At 66.3% G+C, this 21,642-nt stretch carries 19 protein-coding genes; 13 read left to right on the top strand and 6 right to left on the bottom strand.

Translation table 11 applies throughout. The features are described from left to right. The coding region (locus PQU89_RS13360) for a VCBS domain-containing protein (RefSeq protein ID WP_272766268.1) at window positions 1-1,912 on the top strand (1,912 nt) is incomplete at its 5' end. A 322-nt stretch (window positions 1,913-2,234) separates the two neighbouring features. Next, complete coding sequence (locus PQU89_RS13355; protein ID WP_272766267.1) at window positions 2,235-3,497, top strand: MFS transporter; 1,263 nt, start codon at window positions 2,235-2,237, stop codon at window positions 3,495-3,497. Window positions 3,498-3,663: 166 nt separating this feature from the next. On the opposite strand, the gene PQU89_RS13350 is transcribed toward PQU89_RS13355, so the two are convergent. The 3 genes from PQU89_RS13350 to PQU89_RS13340 form a co-directional block, all read right to left on the bottom strand. Then, complete coding sequence (locus PQU89_RS13350) at window positions 3,664-4,365, bottom strand: substrate-binding periplasmic protein (RefSeq protein WP_272766266.1); 702 nt, start codon at window positions 4,363-4,365, stop codon at window positions 3,664-3,666. 184 nt (window positions 4,366-4,549) lie between these two features. Then, complete coding sequence (locus PQU89_RS13345; RefSeq protein ID WP_272766265.1) at window positions 4,550-5,320, bottom strand: sulfite exporter TauE/SafE family protein; 771 nt, start codon at window positions 5,318-5,320, stop codon at window positions 4,550-4,552. Window positions 5,321-5,434: 114 nt separating this feature from the next. Then, complete coding sequence (locus tag PQU89_RS13340; RefSeq protein WP_272766264.1) at window positions 5,435-6,190, bottom strand: sulfite exporter TauE/SafE family protein; 756 nt, start codon at window positions 6,188-6,190, stop codon at window positions 5,435-5,437. 104 nt (window positions 6,191-6,294) lie between these two features. Here PQU89_RS13340 and PQU89_RS13335 point away from each other — a divergent pair, with 104 nt between their 5' ends. The 8 genes from PQU89_RS13335 to PQU89_RS13300 all read left to right on the top strand — a co-directional run bounded on the left by PQU89_RS13335 (window position 6,295) and on the right by PQU89_RS13300 (window position 15,813). Continuing rightward, window positions 6,295-7,206: a LysR family transcriptional regulator gene (locus PQU89_RS13335; protein ID WP_272766263.1), complete on the top strand. Its 912-nt coding sequence runs from the start codon at window positions 6,295-6,297 to the stop codon at window positions 7,204-7,206. 617 nt (window positions 7,207-7,823) lie between these two features. Beyond that, window positions 7,824-8,933 (top strand): hypothetical protein, encoded by a 1,110-nt coding sequence (locus tag PQU89_RS13330; protein WP_272766262.1) that lies wholly within the window; start codon window positions 7,824-7,826, stop codon window positions 8,931-8,933. A gap of 188 nt (window positions 8,934-9,121) precedes the next feature. Beyond that, window positions 9,122-10,369 (top strand): serine hydroxymethyltransferase, encoded by a 1,248-nt coding sequence (glyA, locus tag PQU89_RS13325; RefSeq protein WP_272766261.1) that lies wholly within the window; start codon window positions 9,122-9,124, stop codon window positions 10,367-10,369. Window positions 10,370-10,615: 246 nt separating this feature from the next. Continuing rightward, window positions 10,616-11,071, top strand: a complete 456-nt coding sequence (gene nrdR / locus PQU89_RS13320) for a transcriptional regulator NrdR (protein ID WP_189373734.1) — start codon at window positions 10,616-10,618, stop codon at window positions 11,069-11,071. Between the two features lie 40 nt (window positions 11,072-11,111). Beyond that, window positions 11,112-12,224 (top strand): bifunctional diaminohydroxyphosphoribosylaminopyrimidine deaminase/5-amino-6-(5-phosphoribosylamino)uracil reductase RibD, encoded by a 1,113-nt coding sequence (gene ribD / locus PQU89_RS13315; protein ID WP_272766260.1) that lies wholly within the window; start codon window positions 11,112-11,114, stop codon window positions 12,222-12,224. 190 nt (window positions 12,225-12,414) lie between these two features. Beyond that, window positions 12,415-13,470: a malate/lactate/ureidoglycolate dehydrogenase gene (locus tag PQU89_RS13310; protein ID WP_272766259.1), complete on the top strand. Its 1,056-nt coding sequence runs from the start codon at window positions 12,415-12,417 to the stop codon at window positions 13,468-13,470. 109 nt (window positions 13,471-13,579) lie between these two features. Beyond that, a complete protein-coding gene (locus PQU89_RS13305) occupies window positions 13,580-14,230 on the top strand; it encodes a hypothetical protein (protein WP_272766258.1) in 651 nt (216 codons plus the stop codon). Between the two features lie 98 nt (window positions 14,231-14,328). Continuing rightward, complete coding sequence (locus PQU89_RS13300) at window positions 14,329-15,813, top strand: carboxypeptidase M32 (protein WP_272766257.1); 1,485 nt, start codon at window positions 14,329-14,331, stop codon at window positions 15,811-15,813. Between the two features lie 85 nt (window positions 15,814-15,898). On the opposite strand, the gene PQU89_RS13295 is transcribed toward PQU89_RS13300, so the two are convergent. Together PQU89_RS13295 and PQU89_RS13290 are read right to left on the bottom strand one after the other, a co-directional pair. Beyond that, window positions 15,899-16,480, bottom strand: a complete 582-nt coding sequence (locus PQU89_RS13295; RefSeq protein WP_272766256.1) for a cold shock domain-containing protein — start codon at window positions 16,478-16,480, stop codon at window positions 15,899-15,901. Window positions 16,481-16,554: 74 nt separating this feature from the next. Then, window positions 16,555-17,982, bottom strand: a complete 1,428-nt coding sequence (locus tag PQU89_RS13290) for an aminotransferase-like domain-containing protein (protein WP_272766255.1) — start codon at window positions 17,980-17,982, stop codon at window positions 16,555-16,557. Between the two features lie 165 nt (window positions 17,983-18,147). Here PQU89_RS13290 and PQU89_RS13285 point away from each other — a divergent pair, with 165 nt between their 5' ends. The 3 genes from PQU89_RS13285 (at window position 18,148) to PQU89_RS13275 (ending at window position 20,317) form a co-directional block, all read left to right on the top strand. Continuing rightward, window positions 18,148-18,756 carry a LysE family translocator gene (locus PQU89_RS13285; RefSeq protein ID WP_272766254.1) on the top strand — a complete coding sequence of 203 codons (609 nt, stop codon included), beginning with the start codon at window positions 18,148-18,150 and terminating at the stop codon, window positions 18,754-18,756. 1 nt (window position 18,757) lies between these two features. Further along, window positions 18,758-19,471 carry an aspartate/glutamate racemase family protein gene (locus PQU89_RS13280; RefSeq protein ID WP_272766253.1) on the top strand — a complete coding sequence of 238 codons (714 nt, stop codon included), beginning with the start codon at window positions 18,758-18,760 and terminating at the stop codon, window positions 19,469-19,471. A gap of 90 nt (window positions 19,472-19,561) precedes the next feature. Continuing rightward, window positions 19,562-20,317 carry a substrate-binding periplasmic protein gene (locus tag PQU89_RS13275; protein WP_272766252.1) on the top strand — a complete coding sequence of 252 codons (756 nt, stop codon included), beginning with the start codon at window positions 19,562-19,564 and terminating at the stop codon, window positions 20,315-20,317. 159 nt (window positions 20,318-20,476) lie between these two features. Here PQU89_RS13275 and PQU89_RS13270 read toward each other — a convergent pair whose 3' ends face one another. Beyond that, window positions 20,477-21,640, bottom strand: a complete 1,164-nt coding sequence (locus PQU89_RS13270) for a benzoate/H(+) symporter BenE family transporter (RefSeq protein ID WP_272766251.1) — start codon at window positions 21,638-21,640, stop codon at window positions 20,477-20,479. Between the last annotated feature and the right edge of the window lie 2 nt (window positions 21,641-21,642).

Below are 21,642 nucleotides of genomic sequence, written 5' to 3'. Positions count from 1 at the left end.
CGACTCCAACGAGCAGACGTTGACCATCACCGTCACCGGCACCAACGATGCGCCGCTGGCGGTGGCCAAGCTCGATGCCGCCACCGAGGGCGGGGCGACGATCAACGGCCAGGTGCAGGCCACCGACCTGGACGACGATGCCGTGCTGAGCTACAGCCTGACCGGGGCGCCAGCGGCGGGGCTGACCTTCCATGCCGATGGCAGCTACAGCTTCGACCCGACTGTCGGCGCCTACGACCACCTGAAAGCCGGTGTCACCCAGGACGTGGTGGTGCACTTCATCGCCAATGACGGCACCGCCGACTCCAACGTGCAGACGCTGACCATCACCGTCACCGGTACCAACGATGCGCCGCTGGCGGTGGCCAAGCTCGATGCCGCCACCGAGGGCGGGGCGACGATCAACGGCCAGGTGCAGGCTAGCGACCTGGACGACGATGCCGTGCTGAGCTACAGCCTGACCGCTCCGGCACCGGTAGGACTGACCTTCAATGCCGATGGCAGCTACAGCTTCGACCCGACTGTCGGCGCCTACGACCACCTGAAAGCCGGTGTCACCCAGGACGTGGTGGTGAACTTCACCGCCAACGACGGCACCGCCGACTCCAACGTGCAGACGCTGACCATCACCGTCACCGGTACCAACGATCTGGCGAGCATCAGTGGTACTGCCAGTGGTGCGGTGCAGGAAGCGACTGCCGCGCTTGCCGGCGTGCCGACTACCGGTGGTACGCTGCTGCTGAACGATGTCGATGACGGCGAGGCGGTGTTCCAGCAACCGGACAGCCTGGACGGGGTGTACGGCAGTTTCACGCTGGATACCGGCAGCGGGGTGTGGAGCTATCTGCTGGACAACAACAGGGCGGCCACTCAGGCGCTGAATAGCGGCACCACGGTCTACGATACGCTGCTGGTGAAGTCGTACGATGGCACGGCGCAGCAGACCATCACGGTATCGATCCAGGGCGCGACCGATAATTCGGCGCCGCAATTCCTCAGCAGTGGCGTGCTGGTCAGCATGTTTGAGCATTTGCTGAACTCGGCAACAAACCCGACCGGTTTTGCTTCCGCTCTGCTGGGCAGTGTTCTGGCCAGCGATGCCGATGGCAATGCCTTGAGCTATAGCCTGCTGTCGGATGCGTCCGGCGGTGCGTTCCAGATTTCGGCGGGTGGGGTGGTGTCGGTCAAGGATCTGTCGCTGCTCGATTACGAGTCGGCGGCGCTGATTCCGGGCGGCGGTGATGCCAGGGGCTATGCGCTGGAGGTGGCGGTCAGCGACGGGATTACCGCTCCGGTGACGACTACCCTGTATATCGAGGTTAGGGATGTCAATACCGTCAGTGCCAGCAATAGTTCTGATTATATCGATGGAGGTTCGGGTATTGAGACGGTTTCAGCTGGCGGGCAGGCGGATGTGATCTTCGGCGATGGCGGCAATGACATTCTGCATGGTGACAATACCACCACCGGTGCCGAGAAGGCCGACCAGCTGTTTGGCGGTGCCGGCAACGACCAGCTGTTTGGTAATGGCGACAGCGACATGCTGCGTGGCGGCAGCGGCAACGATGCGCTGACCGGCGGAGCAGGCAGCGACACTTTCGTCTGGTCACTGGCCGACATTTCCGGCGGGCCTTACACCGACACCGTCAAGGATTGGGGCGCCGGCGGTACCGCCGACAAGCTGGACCTGCGCGACCTGTTGCAGGGTGAGCATGCCAATGCGCTGTCGCTGGATGCCTATCTGGATTTCAGCTACGCCAATGGCAATACCACCATCGCGGTTCATTCCGCCGGGGCCGGCACGGCGGTGACGCAGTCCATCGTGCTGGAGAGTATCCAGCTGGCCGGCGCCGACGATCAGGCCATCATCAGCAATCTGCTGACCAGCAACAAGCTGGTGGTCGATGTCTGAGTGAGGGCAGGACGGGGCTGTCGTCTGGCCTGCTGTGGTAGAGGGGACTTTGCCGCCGGGCGCTGCCCGGCACGAGGGGAGAACAAGGTTGGCCGCAGTGTTGCGGCCAACCTTTTCATTTTTTGTCTTGGCAGAATGCCCGGCTGGCGGGCTTGCCGCGGCTGTGGCGGCGGCTTGCGGCACAAGCTTGGCCGCAAGCCGCCTGCGCTGCGCGCGCAACAAAGCGGTTTGGATATGGCCGCGCTGGCGATATGCTATGCGTTTGGCCTGATGCCGGCGGCGCGCTGCCGCGGTGGGTGGGCCGTTTCCTGGATAAACAAGCATGGCTCTTCCCGTGACGCCCTCCGGCGTGGCGCATCCGCGCCTGATCTTGCTGGCCATCTGCCTGGTGGCGTTGATGAGTACCGCCGGGGTGGCGATGCCGTACCCGATTCTGGCGCCGATCTTCGTCGATGCCGCCGCCGACGGTTTCAACCACTTTGCCGGCCTGCCGCCCAAGCTGCTGCTGGGCATGGCGCTGGCCGCCAATCCGCTGGGCATCCTGATCGGCAGCACCTTCATCGGCGCGTTGTCCGATCGTCTCGGCCGGCGCCGCGTGCTGCTCAGCACGCTGTCGCTGACCCTGCTCGGCTATCTGCTGACGGCGTGGGCGCTGGATTTGCGCTGGTATCCGCTGTTCGTGTTCGCGCGGTTCCTCACCGGCCTGACCGAGGGCAATGTCGCGGTGGCGCGCGCCATCGTCGCCGACCTGCACCCGCAGCTGGATCGCACCCGCAGCTTCGCCATCCTCAACGCGGTGCTGTACATGGGCTGGCTGGTGGGGCCGATGATAGGCGGCTTCACCCTGCCGCTGGGCGAGCCGGTGCCGTTCCTGATCGGCGCGCTGACGCTGCTGCCGTGTCTGGCGATCCTGCTGTGGGTGTTGCCGGAAACCGGTAGCGCCGCCGGGCTGCAAGGCGTGTCGCTGTGGCAGACGGTGCGGCAGCAGCAGGCGTTCCGCCTGTTGCAGCAGGATGCGCTGCTGGCCGGGCTGTTCTGGATGCAGCTGCTGTTCGCGCTGGGGGTGAACGCCTTTTACGAGTTCTATCCGCTGTGGCTGGTGGAGTTCGCCGGCCTGGGCAGCAGCGGCATTGCCTGGGTCACCGCCGGGCTGTGCCTGATGATGTCGCTGGCCAGCACCGTGTCCGGCAAGCGCGGCCTGCACCATGATCCGCTGCGCCAGGCGCGCAAGTCGGCGGTGATCTTCGCGCTGGGGTTGTTGCTGCTGTCACTGCTGCCGGATGGCCCCGGCGTGGTGCTGGTGGTGTTGCTGGGGCTGCCGCTGGCGATTTACAACGCGGTGCTGCCCAGCTGGTGCGCGGAGCGCTTCGAGCACCACGGCCAGGGCAGCGTGATGGGGCTGTTGTCGACCATCTTCTGCATCAGCAATGTGCTGATCGCGGTGATCGGCGGCCTGCTGACGCTGCTGGACACGCGGCTGACGCTGGCGCTGGGCGCGGTGATGTGCGTGCTGGCGGTGGTGCGCCTGAACCGGCTGATCCGCCAGGCGGCGCGCATGCCGCAGCTGGCCGGCGCCGGGGGGTGAGAAGCTGTTCAATGTCTGCTGCGACTTGTTCGCAACGGGGCGATACGGCGCTACAAACGCCTGCGGCATGCTGCTTATATCCAGCTAAACGCCGCTTGCTCGGTCGTTTTCGCCTTGTCTCGCGTGAGCGCGCGAGACTTTGAACAGGCTCTGAGCGTGCGGGTGTTTACGGTGCGCGCGCTTTGTCCGGCAGGTCGGCAATGTAGGGGTTGAGCTGCTGTAATAGCCGCCGCGAGCGCGGGCTGTCGGGCAGTGCGATATAGGTCAGGTTGCTGGCGAGGATGCCGGCTTCTTCCAGTTCGCCGTGATTGAGCGCGGCGATGCTTTCACGGATGCCGATCAGATAGTCCAGCCGCCCCAGCCGCAGCTTGTCAACATTCTGCGCGTCGCGCGCCGCCTCGTCGGCCAGCAGCCGCCGCTGGTCGCGGGCGCGGCTGAAGTCCTCGCTGTAGAACCAGCCGGACAGCACGCCGACGCGCTTGCCGTACAGCGAGGCGATGCCGCTGTACGGTGCCATCGCGTGGCCCTTGCGCGCATACACCACCAGTTCCTCGCGGTAGATCGGCCTGGAGAACAGGTATTTGCGTTGCCGCTCCTCGTTGCGGTAGATGCCGGCCACGCCGTGGCTGCCCTGTTCCAGATAGGCCAGCGCCCGCTTCCACGGTATCGCCTCGATGCGCAGGGTCAGTCCGGCTCGCTGGCCCAACTCGCGCAGCGTCTGCGCGTACAGCCCCTGCGCCACACCTTGACTGTCGACGTACATGAACGGCGGGTTGTGGGCGTCGATGGCAAAACGCAGCACCTCGCGCGCCTGGCTCAGGCTGCACAGCAATAGCAATACGGCGGTGGCAAGGCGGGAGGCAGACATCGCGGAATCCTTGGCTGATGGCGACGGGGCGGCCGAAAAAGGGATCGCCGGCATTCTTGATGATAAGAAGATAACGGCGATATCCCAAGCCGGCAATGCGCGCCGCCGGCGCCACAACGGCATTGCGGCCAACCTTGGGTTCAAGGTTGGCCGCAATGTCATGCAGCGGGAGCGAAGCGGGGCGTTACAGCACCAGCTTGGCGCCGATCAGCGCCATCATCAGCGCCAGTGCCGGACGCAGCCAGCGTTCGGCGACGCGGCGGGTCAGGTGGCTGCCGAGCCAGATGCCGGGCAGCGAGCCGATCAGCAGCTGCACCAGCAGGCCGTAGTCCATATTGCCCATGCTGGCGTGGCCCAGGCCGGCGACCAGGGTCAGCGGCACCGCGTGGGCGATCTCGGTGCCGACCAGGCGCGCGGTCGGCAGCAGCGGGTACAGCGCGAAAATCGCCAGCGTGCCCAGCGCGCCGGCACCGATGGAGCTGAGGGTGACGATCACGCCCAGCACCACGCCGGTGAACACGGTGGCCTTGGTCGGGATGTAACCCTCCGGCCGTGCCGGCATGAAGCGGGAAATCTGGTGCAGGATCCACGGCTTGAACAGGATCGCCAGCGCGGTGAGGATCAGCGCAAAGCCGAGCATCACCTTGATCAGGCTGTTGGCGGCCTGGGTGTCCAGCTGCAGGTAGTGCAGCACGATCACGGTCAGCAACGACGCCGGCACGCTGCCGATCGCCAGCAGCTTGGTGATGCGCCAGTCGATGTGCTTGTGCTTGTGGTGCACCCACACGCCGCCCATCTTGGTGATACAGGCGTACAGCAGATCGGTGCCGACCGCGGTGGCCGGATTGATGCCGAACCACAGCAGGATCGGTGTCATCAGCGAGCCGCCGCCGACGCCGGTCAGGCCGACGATGAAGCCTACTGCCAAGCCTGCAATGATGTAACCCGGATCCATGCCGTCTGCTTTCTGCCAAATCGTGATCAGGCAGCCATGCTAACCGAAGGGTTTATAACCGCTTAGATGTTTTAAGAGATTAGTTATTCGGTAAATGAATAAGCTAGCCGCGACTCACGCCACGCTGCTGCGCCACAGCAACAGCGTGGTCAGCAGCAGCATCGCGGCGAAGCACTGCTTCAGCCGCGCCTCCGGCAAGCGGTGTGCCAGCGCCACGCCCCAGGAGATGGTCGACAGGCCGCCCACGGCGAGGGCGATGCCGGTGGCCCACTGCACCTGGCCGGCGCCGGCATAGGTCAGCAGCGCCACCAGCGCGCTGGGTACCACCAGCGCCAGTGCCATACCTTGTGCCACCGCCTGTGGCAGGCCGAAACCGCGCACCAGCAGCGGCGCGGCGATGATGCCGGAGCCGACACTGAACAAGCCGCCACAGGCACCGCCGAGCAGGCCGACCGCCGGCAGGTAGCGTTGCGGCCAAGCTTGCGCCGCCTGCGGCCGGGCGCGGCGGCCCTGGCGCCAGAAGTAGTAGGCTAGCCACAGCAGGAAGGCGGCGAATACCTGCTGCAGCCGCTGCTGGTCCAGCGCCACCGCCAGCCGCGCCGCCGGATAGGTCGCCAGCATGGCGCCGGCGCCCATCGCCAGCGCGGTGCGCAGCGGGAACGGATGACGCTGGCGGTAGCGCCAGAACGCCAGCAGCACATTGGGCACGATCATCACCAGCGCGGTGCCCTGCGCCAGTGCCTGTGGCTGGTGATAGGCCAGCACCAGCAGCGGGATGGCAATGATGCCGCCGCCAATGCCGAACAGGCCGCCGACGGCACCGAGCAGCGCGCCCAGCAGCAGGGTGGCAAACAGCAAAAGCAGGTCCATGGCTGGCTCCATTGAAGTGAGGACGCCAGTTTAGCGTTCGCCATTCGTGTTTATAATTCAGATTGAATTAATCCATTCTTTACCTGAAAGCAATAATGGACGCGATGGCCGATTTGACCCTGGTCGCCAGCATTGCCCGCTGCGGCAGCCTGACCGCGACCGCGCAGGAGCTGGGTGTCACCACCCCGGCGATCAGCCGCCGGCTGGCGGCGCTGGAGCAGCGGCTGGGCGTGGCGCTGTTTGCCCGCACCACGCGCACGCTGGCGCTGACGCCGGAGGGCGAGCGCTACCTGCAGGCGGCGCGGCGCATCCTGGACGACATCGGCGAGCTGGAGCGCTCGCTGCGCGGCAGCCACGCCGAGCCGCAGGGGCTGTTGCGCGTCAACGCCACCTTCGGCTTTGGCCGCCGCCACATCGCGCCGGCGATCGCGCTGTTCGCCGCCCGTCATCCGCAGCTGTCGGTGCAGCTGAGCCTGACCGAGCGCATGCCGGCGCCGGGGGAGGGCAGTTTCGATGTCAGCATCCGCTTCGGTCCGCCGCCGGATGCGCGGCTGTGCGCGCAGCGCATCGTGCACAACCGCCGCATCCTGTGCGCGGCGCCGGCCTATCTGCAGCAGGCCGCGCCGATCCGCCAGCCACAGGACCTCAGCCGGCAGCAGTGCCTGTTCGTGCGCGAGAACGATGCCGTCTACGGCCAGTGGCAGCTGCAGTGCGACGGCCAGCAGCAACTGGTGCGGGTCAGCGGCCGGCTGAGCGCCAACGACGGTGAGAGCGTGGTCGGCTGGGCTCTGGCCGGCCACGGCGTGATGCTGCGCTCGGAGTGGGATGTCGGCGCGGCGTTGGCCGACGGCCGCCTGCAGCGGGTGCTGCCGCAGTGGCAGGGCACGCCGGCGGACATCTACGCGCTGTACCCGCCGGCGCTGACGCTGTCGGCGCGGGTGCGGCTGTTTGTCGATTTCCTGTGCCGGCATTTTGCGGACCAGGCCGCCGGCGTCGCCAGGCGTGACGGCAAATAAATTGGCAGCCGGCTGAACTTTTCAGCAGCGGGCGTGACCAAGCCGTAGCAAGCGTCGTCCTGACGTTTTCTCCTCTGATTGTTTCGCATTGACTTGACCGCGCCGCGCAAGCTGGCGCGGCTTTTTTTTGTTCAGTTTTCAGTGAAACCGAACTTTTGATGTTCGTTTTTGATTGCGGCGCTGTGACAAGCCGAACGCAGGGGGCCTGCCGGGACCACGTCACGACCATGCCATTGGCGTTATTGGTGCGCGTGCGCAAGCGACGGCGACAAACGGCCGGCGAACGGAACAAGTGTTTGATTTTGCTGGGGGAGGAAAACGGGCAAAAAAATTGCGCGGGGTTTTACGCCCGCGCCAAGTCTACAAAGGAGAAATAGAGGAGAAACTATCAAGAAGCAATTGCTGCATCCCAACGAGTACGGATTATCCGGATCGTGTTTGTCGCTGTCAATGTATACAATCTGCAATAACGCAAAAAATATAACATTTTGTCGCGCTTTGAACACATCGCGTGTTGGAAAGTGAAAATCTAGCGCTTGCTTGCTGCGCTTGATGCGGCGCATCACGCCAAGCTGTGCCACAATATCGCCTTTGCCAGATTTGTCCGGTTGCCTGTGATGAGCGATATTTCCCTGCAGTTGCCTGATCCGCGTCAGTACCCCGAATCTTCCCCTTCCAATATGTTGATCCACTACACGCAATCGATCGTGAACGCGCGTAGCGAGGACGACCGTGCCATGTGGCGTGCCTCGCTGCGCGCCGCGCTGATCGAGATGCTGGAACGCGAAGAACTGTTATCGCTGTCCGTTGCGTTGGCGATGGTGACCTCGCAGCAGATCTACCGCGAGCTGTGGGACGCGCTGCGCGACGCCGCCGAGCGTCCGGACAGCGGCCGCCACGCGGTGATCTTCGCCGTGCCGCTGGTGCTGGTGATCGGCAGCAAGGGCAAGGCCACGCTGCCGGAGCGCATCGCCGACGTCGATACCCTCAATGCCTTGTTCCGCCAGCACGGCCTGTTCGCCGACGGCGCCGAGGTATTCCTGTCCGGCAAGCTGCTGCACCCGGACAATGTGGTCGGCATCCATTCCGCCCAGATCTACCGCTACACCCGCCAGTTGGTGGACGCTGCGCGCGGCCTGCCGCTGGAATTGCCGGCGGCGCCGATCGTGGCCAAGGACGAGGGCGTGTTCCTGCGCTACCTGCTCGGTGTCGCCATCCGTGAAGACGGTGCCGAGCCGCCGGTGAAACTGGGCGGCAATGTCGGCGCCTGGGGCGTGCCGGTGATGAAGTTCATCGGCGAGCAACTGAAGACCGAGGGCGTGACGCTGTTCCCGATTCCGCGTCCGCCGATGCCGCTGATGCAGGCGATCGTTGCGGCCAACTTTGCACGGCTGGAAGTGGCGCTGCAGGTGTTTGCCAGCACCCAGATCCGCCAGCTGCGCGACCTGGGCCAGGAGCCGGTGGCGATCATGTCGGCACACGACAACGGCGAGCTGCACATCACCGTGTCGGCCACCGGCAACGAGAAGGACTGGGGCGGCTTCGTGTGGCCGCTGGCGGCACAGGACGACGTGGCGCAGATCGAGACCAACTTCCGCCTGCTGATGGCGGAGTGCCAGGTCGGCGACGTGCGCGTGGTGGACGGGGTGCAGCCGGAAAGCCGCGACGGCATTCCGCTGTTCTTCACCGCCGACGACTGGCCGCCGCAGCCTGTGACACTGCAGTAAGTCATTGAAATGGCAGGTCCGGCATGAACCGCTTTCATGCCGAACCTGCCATTTGTTCATCACGGCGCCGCGCCGGATGAGGTAAAATAGCTGCCTGCAGTGTTGACGTTTGCCCTGCCGCCGCCGCGCGACAGGCTAAACGTCAAGACTGCCTTTTAGTTCAAACCCTCCAGATGGAAGAGTCAACGATGTTTGCTGATCTGAAAATTGCCCAGTTTGACCCGGAACTCGCAGCTGCGATCGGCGCGGAAGTCCAGCGCCAGGAAGACCATATCGAGCTGATCGCCTCCGAGAACTACACCAGCCCGGCAGTGATGGAAGCCCAGGGCTCCCAGCTGACCAACAAGTATGCCGAAGGCTACCCGGGCAAGCGCTTCTACGGCGGTTGCGAACACGTTGACATCGTCGAGCAACTGGCGATCGACCGCGTGAAGCAGCTGTTCGGCGCCGAGTACGCCAACGTGCAGCCGCACTCCGGCTCGCAGGCCAACCAGGCGGTGTACTTCTCCATCCTGAAGCCGGGCGACACCGTGATGGGCATGAACCTGGGCCACGGCGGTCACCTGACCCACGGCAGCCCGGCCAACCTGTCCGGCAAGCTGTTCAACATCGTGGCCTACGGCCTGAACGAGAACGAAGAAATCGACTACGACGACATGGAGCGCGTAGCGATGGAAACCAAGCCGAAACTGATCATCGGCGGCGCTTCCGCCTTCGCGCTGCGTTTCGACTTCGAGCGCATGGGCCAGATCGCCAAGAAATGCGGCGCCTACTTCATGGTCGACATGGCGCACTACGCCGGCCTGATCGCCGCCGGTGTGTACCCGAACCCGGTGCCGCACGCCGACTTCGTGACCTCCACCACCCACAAGACCCTGCGCGGTCCGCGTGGCGGCCTGATCCTGGCCAAGGCCGAGTTCGAGAAGTCGCTGAACAGCAACGTGTTCCCGACGCTGCAGGGCGGCCCGCTGATGCACGTGATCGCCGGCAAGGCGGTAGCGTTCAAGGAAGCGCTGACTCCGGAATTCAAGGCTTATCAGGAACAGGTGCTGAAGAACGCCGACGCGATGGCCAAGACCCTGGCCGAGCGCGGCCTGCGCATCGTGTCCGGTCGTACCGAGAGCCACGTGTTCCTGGTTGACCTGCGTGCCAAGGGCCTGACCGGCAAGGCAGCCGATGCCGCGCTGACCAAGGCGCACATCACCGTCAACAAGAACGCGATCCCGAACGACCCGGAAAGCCCGTTCGTGACTTCCGGCATCCGTATCGGTTCGCCGGCGATCACCACCCGCGGCTTCAAGGAAGAAGAAGCCCGCATCGTCGCCAACCTGGTGGCCGATGTGCTGGACAACCCGACCGACGAAGCGGTACTGGCGCGCGTGGCCAAGGAAGCCACCGAGCTGTGCCACCGTTTCCCGGTGTACGGCAAGAAGTAAGTCACCGTTTCCGACGGTAGACACCAAGCGGCCTGCGGGCCGCTTTTTTCATGCGGCCAACGTTGGCCGCAGCACGGGGCGGCATAGTGGTGTCAGGTTGGGAGTGGCGGGCAGCTGTCGCCGGCTAGCCACTGACGGTGGTGGCAGAGGAGCCGCCGCCGCTTACGCTGCGCTGCGGCACGGGCTGCGCGGCAGTGCCGATTGCTGATAACATCAGGCTATTGAAACAAGCAGGATTGTAAAGCCATGAAATGCCCGTTCTGCGGCTGTGCCGATACCCAGGTGGTTGATTCGCGTGTCAGTGACGACGGCAACAGCATCCGCCGCCGCCGCCGCTGCATGGGCTGTGAAAAGCGCTTTACCACCTTTGAAACTGCCGACGTGCGCATGCCGCAGGTGGTGAAATCCGGCGGCCACCGCGCCGAATTCGACGTCGAGCGGGTGCGTACCAGCTTCCTGCGCGCGCTGCACAAGCGGCCGGTGCCGACGCCGCTGGTCGACGACGCCATCGACCGCCTCTGCCAGCGCCTGCTGCAGCTGGGCGAGCGCGAGGTGTCCAGCCGCCAGATCGGCGAGATGGTGATGAACGAGCTGGCCCGGCTGGACAAGGTCGCCTACGTGCGCTTTGCCTCGGTGTACAAGAGCTTCCAGGATATTGCCGAGTTCAGCGACGCGATCAAGGAAATCCAGAAGCGCGACTGAGTGTCGCCGCCGCAATGGCGGCATTGCCATGGAATTGCAGATGACCGTATTCAGTGCCGCCGATCACCACTATATGCAGCAGGCGCTGCGCCTAGCCGCCGCCGCCACCCGCCGCGCGGCGCCCAATCCCGGCGTCGGCTGCGTGCTGGTGCGCGATGGGCAGGTCATTGGCGAGGGTGCCACGCTGGCGGTGGGATCGGACCACGCCGAGATCCAGGCGATCAAGGATTGCTACCGCCGTGGCCTGACGCCTGCGGGTGCCACCGCCTACGTTACGCTGGAGCCGTGCAGCCACCACGGCCGCACCCCGCCGTGTGCCGGACGGCTGATCGCGGAAAAGGTTGGCCGCGTGGTGGCGGCGATGGTCGATCCCTACCACGAGGTCGCCGGCCGCGGCATCGCGATGCTGAATGCCGTCGGCATTGCCGCCGCCGCCGGCTGCCTGCAGGCCGAGGCCGAGCGCGTGCATCGCGGTTTTCTGTCGCGGGTGACGCGGCAGCGCCCGTTCGTGACGCTGAAGGGCGCGGCGACGCTGGACGGCAAGACCGCGCTGCTCAATGGCGTCAGCCAGTGGATTACCGGCGCCGACGCGCGCCGCGACGTGCATCGCCTGCGCGCCGCGCACTGCGCCATCCTCACCGGCAGCGGCACGGTGCTGGCCGACAATCCGCAGCTGACGGTGCGCGAGGTGGCGTGTGCGCGCCAGCCGCTGCGGGTGGTGGTGGATAGCACGCTGCAGACGCCTGCGAGCGCCGCGATCTACGACACCGCCGTGGCGCCGACCTGGCTGGCGACGGCGGTGAGCGATGCAGCCCGCCATGCGCCGTATCTCGCGCGCGGCGTCAGGCTGCTGCCGTGCGCGACGGACGACGGCCGTGTCGACCTGGTGCGGCTGCTGCAAATGCTGGCCGCCGACGGCGTCAACGAGCTGATGGTGGAGGCGGGTGCCGGCCTTGGCGGCGCGCTGGTCGCCGCCGCGCTGGTGGACGAGGCGGTGCTGTACCTGGCGCCGTATCTGGCCGGCGACGCCGCACGCGGCCTGTTTGCCTGGCCGGCGCTGACCTCGCTCGACGACAAGGTGCCGCTGGCGGTGCGCGACCTGCGCCTGGTCGGGCGCGATATCAGGCTTACCCTCACTTTTCCGCCGCGCTAAGAAGCGGTTCAATGTCTGCGGCAACGGATCGGGGCGATACGGCGTTAACAACGCCTGCGGCAGGCTGGTTTCTATCCGGCCAAACGCCGCTGCCCCGTCGTTTTGCCTGGTCTCGCGTAAGCGCGCGAGACCTTGAACAGGTTCTGAGCGCTATGCTGTTGCAACCCACTTTCTCCCGACAAGGTATGCCATGCTGATTCCGGCCGAGCGTCTTCACCGCCTGGCGCACGCCACCCTGTGCGCACTGGGCTCCACCGCCGACGAGGCCAGCGTGGTGGCCGACCACCTGCTTGCGGCCAACCTCAAGGGCCACGACAGCCACGGCGTCGGCATGCTGCCGTTTTACGTCGACAGCGTCGCCGCCGGCACGCTGCAGCCGAACCAGCCGGCGTGGCTGCTCAACGATTGCGGCGCCATCCTGCAGTTCGACGGCGAGCGCGGCTACGGCCAGCGCGTGGTGCGCGAGGCGATGGACGCCGCCATCGAGCGCGTCGGCCACAGCGGCATCGTGCTACTGACGGTGCGCAACAGCCACCACATGGGCCGCATCGGCAGCTACGGCGAACAGGCCGCCGCCGCCGGCAAGGTGGCGCTGTTCTTCGTCAACGTCACCGATTTCCCCCAGCCGCTGGTGGCGCCGTTCGGCGGCTCGGCGCCGCGCTTCGGCACCAATCCGCTGTGCATCGCGTTTCCGGCCGGCCACCACGAGCCGGCGTTCATCCTCGATTTCGCCACCAGCATGGTCGCCTACGGCAAGACGCGGGTGGCCTATCTCGCCGGCCAGCACTTTGACGAGGCGGTGATGCTGGATGCCGCCGGCCAGCCGACGGCCGATCCGGCCGCGATGCACGAAGCGCCGAGCGGTGCGCTGCGTCCGATCGCCGCCCACAAGGGCGGCGGGCTGGTCGCGGCCATCGAGTTCCTCGCCGGGCTGCTGTCCAGCGGCGGCACGCTGCAGCCGGACAACGCGCGCGCGGGCGGCATCGTCAATAACCTGACCGCGATCCTGATCGATCCGGAGGCGGTCAGCGATCTGGACTGGCTGCGCGCCGAGTACGACGCGATGGCCGCCTACATCCGCAGCTCGCCGCCGCCACCCGGACAGCCGCCATTGCTGCTGGCCGGCGAACCGGAGCGGCTGCGCGAGGCGCAAAGGTTGGCCGCGGGGGTGGAAATTTCCGATAATGAGTGGGCGGCCATCGTGGCGGCGGCCCGGCGTGCCGGGGTCATTGATGCCGATCAGTAGTGGCGGCTGAAAACACGTTATGCTTGGCGCACTTGGCCTTGTTGCCCGCTTCGGTAACAAGGCCAGTGCTGTATCTGGCGCTGCTGTTGTCATAAATGAGGTTGTCATTGTGGGTGATATTGCTGTCAGGGCGCTGGATGCGTACCTGAATCTGCTCGAACAAAAAGGCGCGGCGGTGGAGGTGGTGCTGTTCCGTCGCAACATCCTGCGCCGGCTGGTGCAGATCCTGCGCGGCCAGCCGCGCAACCGCGATGTCTATCGCAGCGCGATCAATGCGTTGCTGTCGATCTGTCCGCCCGGCGACCGCCCGGCAGCGATGACGGCGGCGCGCGAGTACTACTATTTCTGGCTCGGCGACCTGCAGCAGCTGGCGCAGATGAATACCCGCGCCGGTTTCACCACCCACCACGTGCGGTTGCCGGTGCTGGCCTCGTTCGCCGAGCTGCAACAGCGCATGAGCGAAGAAAATTTTGCCAGCTTCCCGCCGTCGCTCGACATCTACCTGGGCAAGCTGTACGAGCTGGGCGCCGACGAAGAAGTGCTGGCCGAACGCGCCGGGCTGATCAAGCCGTTGCTTTACCTGCTGCACGGCCAGGCGCATCACCCGGACAGCTTCCGCACCGCGGTCGACGCCATGCTGATGCACCTCACCGACAACTACGCACGTGACAGCTTCCTCACCATCTCCCGCGAATTCTTCTACTACTGGATGACCTTTCCCGACGCCGGCGTGCGCCACAAGAAGGCCACGCTCGCCTGAGTCATCAGGGTCTTTTATGTGTCACCACCTGGCTGGATGATTGATTGCTGCCGCTTGTGCTGGCATCATTGGGCATAATATTCCAAGAAAGCCACGCCATGACCACATCTGCCTACCAGCAAGCCGTTGCCGCCTTTACCCGCCTGTACCGCTACCAGCATCTGGCCGCCATCGCCGGCTGGGATCAGGCGGCGATGATGCCACCCGGCGGCAACGAGGCGCGCGGCGCGGCGATGGCCGAACTGCAGCTGCTGATGCACGGCCTGCTGACCGCGCCGGCGCTGCAGCAGGCATTGCAGGCGGCAGCGCAGGAAAGCCTGTCCGACGCCGAGCAGGCCTCGCTGCGCGAAATGCGCCGCGTGTGGCAAAGTGCCAACCTGCTGCCTGCACGGCTGGTGGAGGCCAAGTCGCTGGCCGGCAGCCGCTGCGAGCACGCGTGGCGTGAGCAGCGCCAGGCCAATGACTGGCAAGGCTTTCTGGCCAATTTCCGCGAAGTGGTGCAGCTGGCGCGCGAAGAGGCGCAGCTGCTGGCCGATGCCAGCGGCAAGTCGCGCTACGACGCGCTGCTGGACAAGTACGAACCGGGCATGAGCAGCGCCGAGCTGGAGCGCATCTTCGGTGACGTCAAGACCTGGCTGCCGGGCCTGATCCGCCAGGTGATGGACAAGCAGGCTGGCGAGACGCTGATCGCGGCGCAGGGGCCGTTCGCGGTGGAGCGGCAGCGTGCACTGGGGGTGGAGATCATGGGCCTGCTCGGCTTCGATTTCGACGCCGGCCGGCTGGACGTGTCGGTACACCCGTTCTGCGGCGGCGTGGCCGAGGACGTGCGCATCACCACCCGCTACCGCGACGACGACTTCATGCAGAGCATGATGGGCATCGTGCACGAAACCGGCCACGCCCGTTACGAGCAGCGCCTGCCGCGTGCGCTGGTGCAGCTGCCGGTGGGGCAGGCGCGCTCGATGGGCATCCACGAAAGCCAGAGCCTGTCGTTCGAAATGCAGTTGGGCCGCAGCCCGGCCTTCCTGCAGCTGATCGCGCCACTGGTGAAGCAGCATCTGGGCGAGCAGGGCGCCTTCGATGCGGCCAACCTGGCGCGCATGTACACCCGCGTGCGCCCCGGCTACATCCGCGTCGACGCCGACGAGCTGACCTACCCGGCGCACGTGATCCTGCGCTACGAGATCGAGCGCGCGCTGATCGAGGGCGACATCGAGGCGGAAGACATCCCGGCGCTGTGGGACGAAAAAATGCAGGCCTATCTCGGCGTCGATACCCGCGGCAACTACCGCGACGGCTGCCTGCAGGACATCCACTGGACCGACGGCAGCTTCGGCTACTTCCCCAGCTACACCCTGGGCGCGATGTACGCGGCGCAGTATTTCGCCACCCTCCGCCGCAGTGTGCCGGATCTGGATGCGCGCATCGCCGCCGGCGACTTGGCGCCGGTGTTCGACTGGCTGGACGCCAATATCTGGTCGCAGGCCAGCCGCTGGGAAACCGGCGAACTGGTGCGTCGCGCCACCGGCGAGGCGCTGAACCCAGCGCACTTCCGCGCGCACCTGGAGGCGCGCTACCTGTAAGCGGCGCGACGCCTGAGCGGGATGTGATTGCGGCCAACCTTGGTGACAAGGTTGGCCGCATTGTTTTTGGTACGCTGCTGCCGGCTCAGTTGGCGAATTGCGTTTCGCACGGTTGCCCGTCGCCGTCACCATCCATCCGGGTGTCCGGGCAGTGTTGCAGGAAGTAGGCGGCCTCCTGCAGCGAATTCATCTGCGAGCAGTGCTGGCGACCATCGCAGCGGAAGCCGGCTGTGGCGGTGGCCGCTGCCGGCGTCGCGACGGGCCGGACGGTGCCGATTACGCTACTGGCCGGTGCCGCGCTGCTGCGGCTGGCAAAGCTGGCGTAGCCGGCAACACCGGCGGTGAGCAGCAACAGCAGCACGATACCGTGCACGCGGCTGTGGCTATGACGCGGCGCGGCCGGCGTCAGCACGTAGTCGAGCGGCTGCAGCGGCGGGCTGGCGGCGGGGGGCGCGGTGAACACCTTGCCCTGCACCTGGCAGGCGGACACCTTGCCGTTGGTACCCTGCTGGCGCTGGAAGTAGACGACAAAACCGACCTGCGGCCGCACGCCATCCGGCGGGCAATCGGAGAGGTGGAAGAACAGTTCTTCCCTAGTGTGATCCTGGGTGATGAAGCCGAAGCCTTTGTCGTCGTGCCAGCGGCTGATGGTGCCGTGATAAAGCATGGGATTTGCCTGGTCAGGTGGGTGGCCAATCCAATATTTTAATGTCATTTATGCTTTATGTGTTTACTTTGTCATTATTTGCCACAGCTGGCGGCCAGCTCGCCGACCCGTGCCAGCGCGCTGACAAAGCGCTCGTCCAGTGGCTGGCAGCAGGACACCCGCAGCGCGTTGCGGTAGCGGCCGCTCGGCGAATAAAGTGGCCCCGGCGAGATGCTGATGCGCTGCTGGATCGCCAGGTCGAACAGCTTCACCGTGTCGTAGCCGTCCGGCAGCTCCACCCAGATCAGGAAGCCGCCGCTGGGGTGGGTGGCGCGGGTGCCGGCCGGGAAGTGGTCGGCAATCAGTGCGCGCACCTTGTCAATGTGCAGCGTGTAGCGCCGCTTCAGCGCGCGCAGGTGGTGGTCGTAGCCGCCGGATTCCAGGAACGCGCCCAGCGTCTCGCACAGCACCAGCGGCTCGGCGATGGAGGTGGCGAACTTCAGCTTGCGCAGCTCCTCGGTGAAGCGGCCGCCTTCCATCCAGCCGACGCGGAAGTCCGGCGCCAGCGTCTTGGTGTAGCTGGCGCAGACGATGACCCAGCCGTCGCTGTCGTAGGCCTTCACCGCCGGTTGCAGCGCGTCGCCGAACTGCAGCTCGGCGTACAGCGCGTCCTCGATCAGCGGCACCTGGTAGCGATTGACCAGTGCGGCCAACCTTTTCTTGTGTTCGGTGGGCATGCTGCAGCCCAGCGGATTGTGCACATTGGGCATCGCGATGATGGCGTTGAGGCGCTTTTCCGCCAGCAGCATCTCCAGCGCCTCCAGCGACAGCCCGGATTGCGGATCGGTGGGGATCTCCAGCGCCTTCAGCCCGAGGCTGGCGAACAGCGGCAGCAGGTTGAAGTAGGTCGGCGATTCGATGCCCACGGTGTCGCCGGGGCGACACACCGCGCGCAGCGCCAGGTTCAGAGCTTCCATCGCGCCGTGGGTGAGAATGATGTTGTCGGCCTGCAGCGCCATGCCCAGCTCCAGGCCGCGGCGTGCGATCTGGGTGCGCAGCCGTTCCGAGCCCGGCGGCAGCGCGTAGTTGCTGACCAGTCCCGGATTCTTGCGCAGCACCTGGCCCATCAGCCGCGCCAGCTTGCCGGCGGGGTAGAAGTCGCCGCCGCGTGGGCAGGCCAGTGCCATGTCGATATAGCCCGGCGTCTGCTGTGCCTTCAGCGCGGCGCCGATCAGGTCCAGCACCGCGCCGTCGGTGCCCTGCGCCGGGCCGGCGGCCTGGCTGCTGCTGCGCGCCGGCGACGGCAGCCGCGAGCGCACGTAGTAGCCGGACTGCGGCCGCGCCTCGACCAGGCCGCGGTCTTCCAGCACGCGGTAGGCGGCGACCACGGTATTGAGCGACAGCTGACGGCTGTGCGCGGTCTTGCGCACCGAGGGCAGGCGCGAGCCGGGCGGCAGGGTGCCAAGGTTGATGGCGCCGGACAGGTCGTCGGCGAGTTGCTGGTACAGGGTGGCGCTATCCATGGCGGCTTTCCGTAACGCGGGCATGACAGTGGGCGGGAGAACGGGGGGTGACAGTTACCAGTATGCTGCAACTGTCACCATGACAATAATAAATTCTTGGCACTGTATCCGGCAACTGCTGTTGGCTACGATGGAACGGTCTACTACTTGTTGCGGGAGCGTGTGATGCTGGGTCTGCCTTTATTGAGTTATGTGTCGCTGATGTCGATCACGCCGGGGCCGAACAATCTGATGTTGGCCGCATCGGGGGTCAACTTCGGCTTTCGCCGCAGCGTGCCGCACCTGCTCGGCATCAGCATCGGCCATGGTGTGCAGGTGCTGCTGGTGTCGCTGCTGCTAGGCTGGGTGATGGCGTGGCTGGACGACTGGCGCCTGCTGCTGACGCTGGCCGGCTGCAGCTATCTGTTGTGGCTGTCGTGGCAGGTGTGGCTGGCGGGCGAGCCGCAGGCGAAACAGCTGGTGCGGCCGATGGGCTTTGTCGCCGCCGCTGCCTTCCAGTGGGTGAACCCCAAGGCGTGGGTGATGGTGATCAACACCGCCTTGCTGTTTTTGCCGCTGCAGGCGCAGCTGTCGCACGCCATGCTGCTGGCGCTGGCTTGTGCGCTGATCAACTTCCCTTGCATCGCGCTGTGGGCGGGGCTGGGCGAGGTGCTGCGCCGCCACCTGGCGCAAGCGGCGGCACGGCGCTGGTTCAATGGCATCATGGCCTTGTTGATGGCGCTGACCGCGCTGTATCTGCTGTACGACGAATTGCAACTGGCCGGGGTGCTGTGACATGAGTGGAAAACTGCTGGGGCTGCTGGGCGGCATGAGCTGGGAATCGACCGCGCACTACTACGCGCAGATCAATCGCCGGGTGCGCGACGCCCGTGGTGGGCTGCATTCGGCGCCGCTGCTGTTGCACAGCATCGATTTCGCGCCGCTGGCCGAGCTGCAGTGCCAGGGCGACTGGGCGCAGGCCGCCGTGCTGCTGGGCGAGGCCGGCCGTGGCCTCGCGCGGGCCGGTGCCGGGGCGCTGCTGATCTGCAGCAACACCATGCACCGGGTGGCGGCGCCGGTGGCGGAGATGGCCGGCATCCCGCTGCTGCACATCGCCGATCCCACCATCGCCGCGCTGCTTGCTGCCAACGTTGGCCGCGTCGGCCTGCTCGGCACCCGTTTCACCATGGAGCAGGCGTTCTACCGTGAGCGGCTGCAGGCGGCCGGGCTGCAGGTGTTGCTGCCGCCGGCGGCCGAACGCGACGAGGTGCATCGCGTGATCTTCGACGAGTTGTGCCAGGGTCAAGTGCTGCCGGCGTCGCGGGCGCGCTATCTCGACATCATCGCCGGCCTGCAGGCGGCGGGGGCGCAGGCGGTGATACTCGGCTGCACCGAGATCGCCATGCTGCTCGACGGCTGCCAGGCCACATTGCCACTGCTGGACACCACCGCGCTGCATAGCGCGGCGGCGGCCGACTGGCTGTTGCAGCCAGACAACGCCGTGCGCTGAGCGCAAGCCGGCTTTGCCGCCAGCGGGTGCGGCCAAGCGTACGTCATGCTGTTACGCTTGAGGCTTGTCGTCATTGCCGGGGAGTCGTGCATGTTCCGCAAACTGTTGGCGCTGGCCGCCATCACCCTGTCCGCCCCGGCCACGGCCGCGGTGTTCACGCTGTGCGCCGAGGCGTGGCAGCCGTTCATCTACCAGACTGCGCAGGGGCAGCCGGTGGGGCTGGCGGTGGACGCGCTGGGCCGTGCCGCGCGCGCGGAAGGGCACCGCATCCGCTATCTGTTCCTGGCACCGGCCTCCTGCCTGCGGCTGATGAAGGAGCAGCGCATCGACATCATGGCCTTTGCCACCGCCGAGGGCAGCCCGCCGGGCTGGCTGCAGACGCAGCAGCCGCTGGTGTACTGGGTGCTCAACGCCTGGGTGCGCGCCGACAATCCGCTGCACCACTATCCGGGGCTGGGCCATTTCAGCGCGCACAAGGTGGCCTTTGTCGACGTCTACGACTACCCGCTGGCGATCGCGGCGAAACGCGACTGGCAGCGGGTGGCGGCCAACGATTCCACCACCGCGGTGCGGCAGCTGGCGGCCGGGCGCGTGGACGTGATCTTCGAGGATGCGGTGGCGCTGCAGGATGTTGATCCGGCGCTGCACGGCAAGATCCGGCGTCTGCAGCCGGTGGTGGCCAGTGTCGCGCAGCCGTTCAGCTTCCGCCCCGGCCTCGAACTGTTGCGCGACGCGGTGGATGGCGAGGCGCAGCGGCTGAAGGCCAGCGGCGAGCTGGACCGCTTCTACCAGCGCCATTTCGGCAGCACGCTGGCACAGGTCAGCGCCGATGCCGCCAGCCCGTAAGCACCGCTCCACGCGCTATTGTGATGGCGCACACCTGAGTGATCCAGTGTGGCAAACGGTTTCGGCATGCGGACTTGCCGCTCGGCCGACGTCGCGTTCCCCCGCCGCGTTCGCTTTGTCCCGCGATCGCTCGCGAGAGCGTGGGACCACGTTAACGGCTCAGGCCTTGCGCCGTGCGTTGAGGATCAGTAATGCCAGTACACCGCCCGCCAAGCCCCAGAATGCCGAGCCGATGCCGGCCAGCGACACGCCGGAGGCGGTAATCAGGAAGGTGATCAGCGCCGGCTCGCGCATCGCGTCGTCCTTCATCGCGGTGGCGAGGCCGCCGGCGATGGTGCCGAACAGCGCCAGCCCGGCGATGGCCAGCACCAGCGCCTTGGGAAAGGCCGCGAACAGCGCGCCGACAGTGGCGCCGAAAATCCCCAGCAACAGGTAGAACACGCCGGCCGCCACGCTGGCCAGATAGCGTCGCGCCGGGTCTTCGTGCGCGTCCTTGCCCATGCACAGCGCGGCGGTGATCGCCGCCAGGTTCACCGCAAAGCAGCCGAACGGCGCCAGCAGCAGGTTGACCACGCCGGTGCCGGTCATCAGCGCCGAGATCGGCGGCCGGTAGCCGTTGGCGTGCAGGGTGGCGACGCCGGGGATGTTCTGCGACGCCATGGTGACCATGAACAGCGGCAGGCCGACGCCCAGCAGCACGCCGGGGTTGAACTGCGGCGTGGTCCACAATGGCATGGCCAGCGTCAGCGTGATGTCGCCCAGCTGCAGCAGGCCTTGTGCCGCGGCGATGGCGCAGCCGAGCAGCAGCACCAGCACGATGGCGTAGCGCGGCAGCAGGCGCTTGGCCAGCAGGTAGGCGACGAACATCGCCAGCACCAGCGCCAGCTCGGTCTGCATCGCGCCGAACACGTTGATGCCGAACTTGACCAGGATGCCGGCCAGCATCGCCGCCGCCATTGGCAACGGGATGCGGTTGAGCGCCTTCTCGAACCAGCCGGTGACGCCGGCCAGCACGATCAATGCCGCCGAGAACACGAAGGCGCCGATGGCCTCTGGCATGCTGACGCCGGAGAGTGAGGTGATCAGCAGCGCAGCACCCGGTGTCGACCACGCGGTCACCACCGGCACCTTGTAGCGCAGCGACAGCCCGATGCAGGTGATGCCCATCGCGATGCCCAGCGCCATCAGCCACGAGGCGATCATCGCCTGGCTGGCGCCAGCGCTGCGCGCCGCCTCGAAGATGATCGCCGCCGAGCTGGTGTAGCCGACGAGGACGGTGACAAAGCCGGCGCTGAGGGCGGGCAGATCGCGACGTTGCAGCATGG

Origin of the sequence: Vogesella indigofera (assembly GCF_028548395.1) — a bacterium.
Taxonomy (GTDB): domain Bacteria; phylum Pseudomonadota; class Gammaproteobacteria; order Burkholderiales; family Chromobacteriaceae; genus Vogesella; species Vogesella indigofera_A.
This window is presented reverse-complemented; position numbering and strand designations above follow the sequence as displayed.

Coding starts and splice junctions, on each gene's coding strand:
- PQU89_RS13355 (WP_272766267.1), top strand. CDS start 2,235: ATGGCTCTTCCCGTGACGCCCTCCGGCGTGGCGCATCCGCGCCTGATC.
- PQU89_RS13350 (WP_272766266.1), bottom strand. CDS start 4,365: ATGTCTGCCTCCCGCCTTGCCACCGCCGTATTGCTATTGCTGTGCAGC.
- PQU89_RS13345 (WP_272766265.1), bottom strand. CDS start 5,320: ATGGATCCGGGTTACATCATTGCAGGCTTGGCAGTAGGCTTCATCGTC.
- PQU89_RS13340 (WP_272766264.1), bottom strand. CDS start 6,190: ATGGACCTGCTTTTGCTGTTTGCCACCCTGCTGCTGGGCGCGCTGCTC.
- PQU89_RS13335 (WP_272766263.1), top strand. CDS start 6,295: ATGGCCGATTTGACCCTGGTCGCCAGCATTGCCCGCTGCGGCAGCCTG.
- PQU89_RS13330 (WP_272766262.1), top strand. CDS start 7,824: ATGAGCGATATTTCCCTGCAGTTGCCTGATCCGCGTCAGTACCCCGAA.
- glyA (WP_272766261.1), top strand. CDS start 9,122: ATGTTTGCTGATCTGAAAATTGCCCAGTTTGACCCGGAACTCGCAGCT.
- nrdR (WP_189373734.1), top strand. CDS start 10,616: ATGAAATGCCCGTTCTGCGGCTGTGCCGATACCCAGGTGGTTGATTCG.
- ribD (WP_272766260.1), top strand. CDS start 11,112: ATGACCGTATTCAGTGCCGCCGATCACCACTATATGCAGCAGGCGCTG.
- PQU89_RS13310 (WP_272766259.1), top strand. CDS start 12,415: ATGCTGATTCCGGCCGAGCGTCTTCACCGCCTGGCGCACGCCACCCTG.
- PQU89_RS13300 (WP_272766257.1), top strand. CDS start 14,329: ATGACCACATCTGCCTACCAGCAAGCCGTTGCCGCCTTTACCCGCCTG.
- PQU89_RS13295 (WP_272766256.1), bottom strand. CDS start 16,480: ATGCTTTATCACGGCACCATCAGCCGCTGGCACGACGACAAAGGCTTC.
- PQU89_RS13290 (WP_272766255.1), bottom strand. CDS start 17,982: ATGGATAGCGCCACCCTGTACCAGCAACTCGCCGACGACCTGTCCGGC.
- PQU89_RS13285 (WP_272766254.1), top strand. CDS start 18,148: ATGCTGGGTCTGCCTTTATTGAGTTATGTGTCGCTGATGTCGATCACG.
- PQU89_RS13280 (WP_272766253.1), top strand. CDS start 18,758: ATGAGTGGAAAACTGCTGGGGCTGCTGGGCGGCATGAGCTGGGAATCG.
- PQU89_RS13275 (WP_272766252.1), top strand. CDS start 19,562: ATGTTCCGCAAACTGTTGGCGCTGGCCGCCATCACCCTGTCCGCCCCG.
- PQU89_RS13270 (WP_272766251.1), bottom strand. CDS start 21,640: ATGCTGCAACGTCGCGATCTGCCCGCCCTCAGCGCCGGCTTTGTCACC.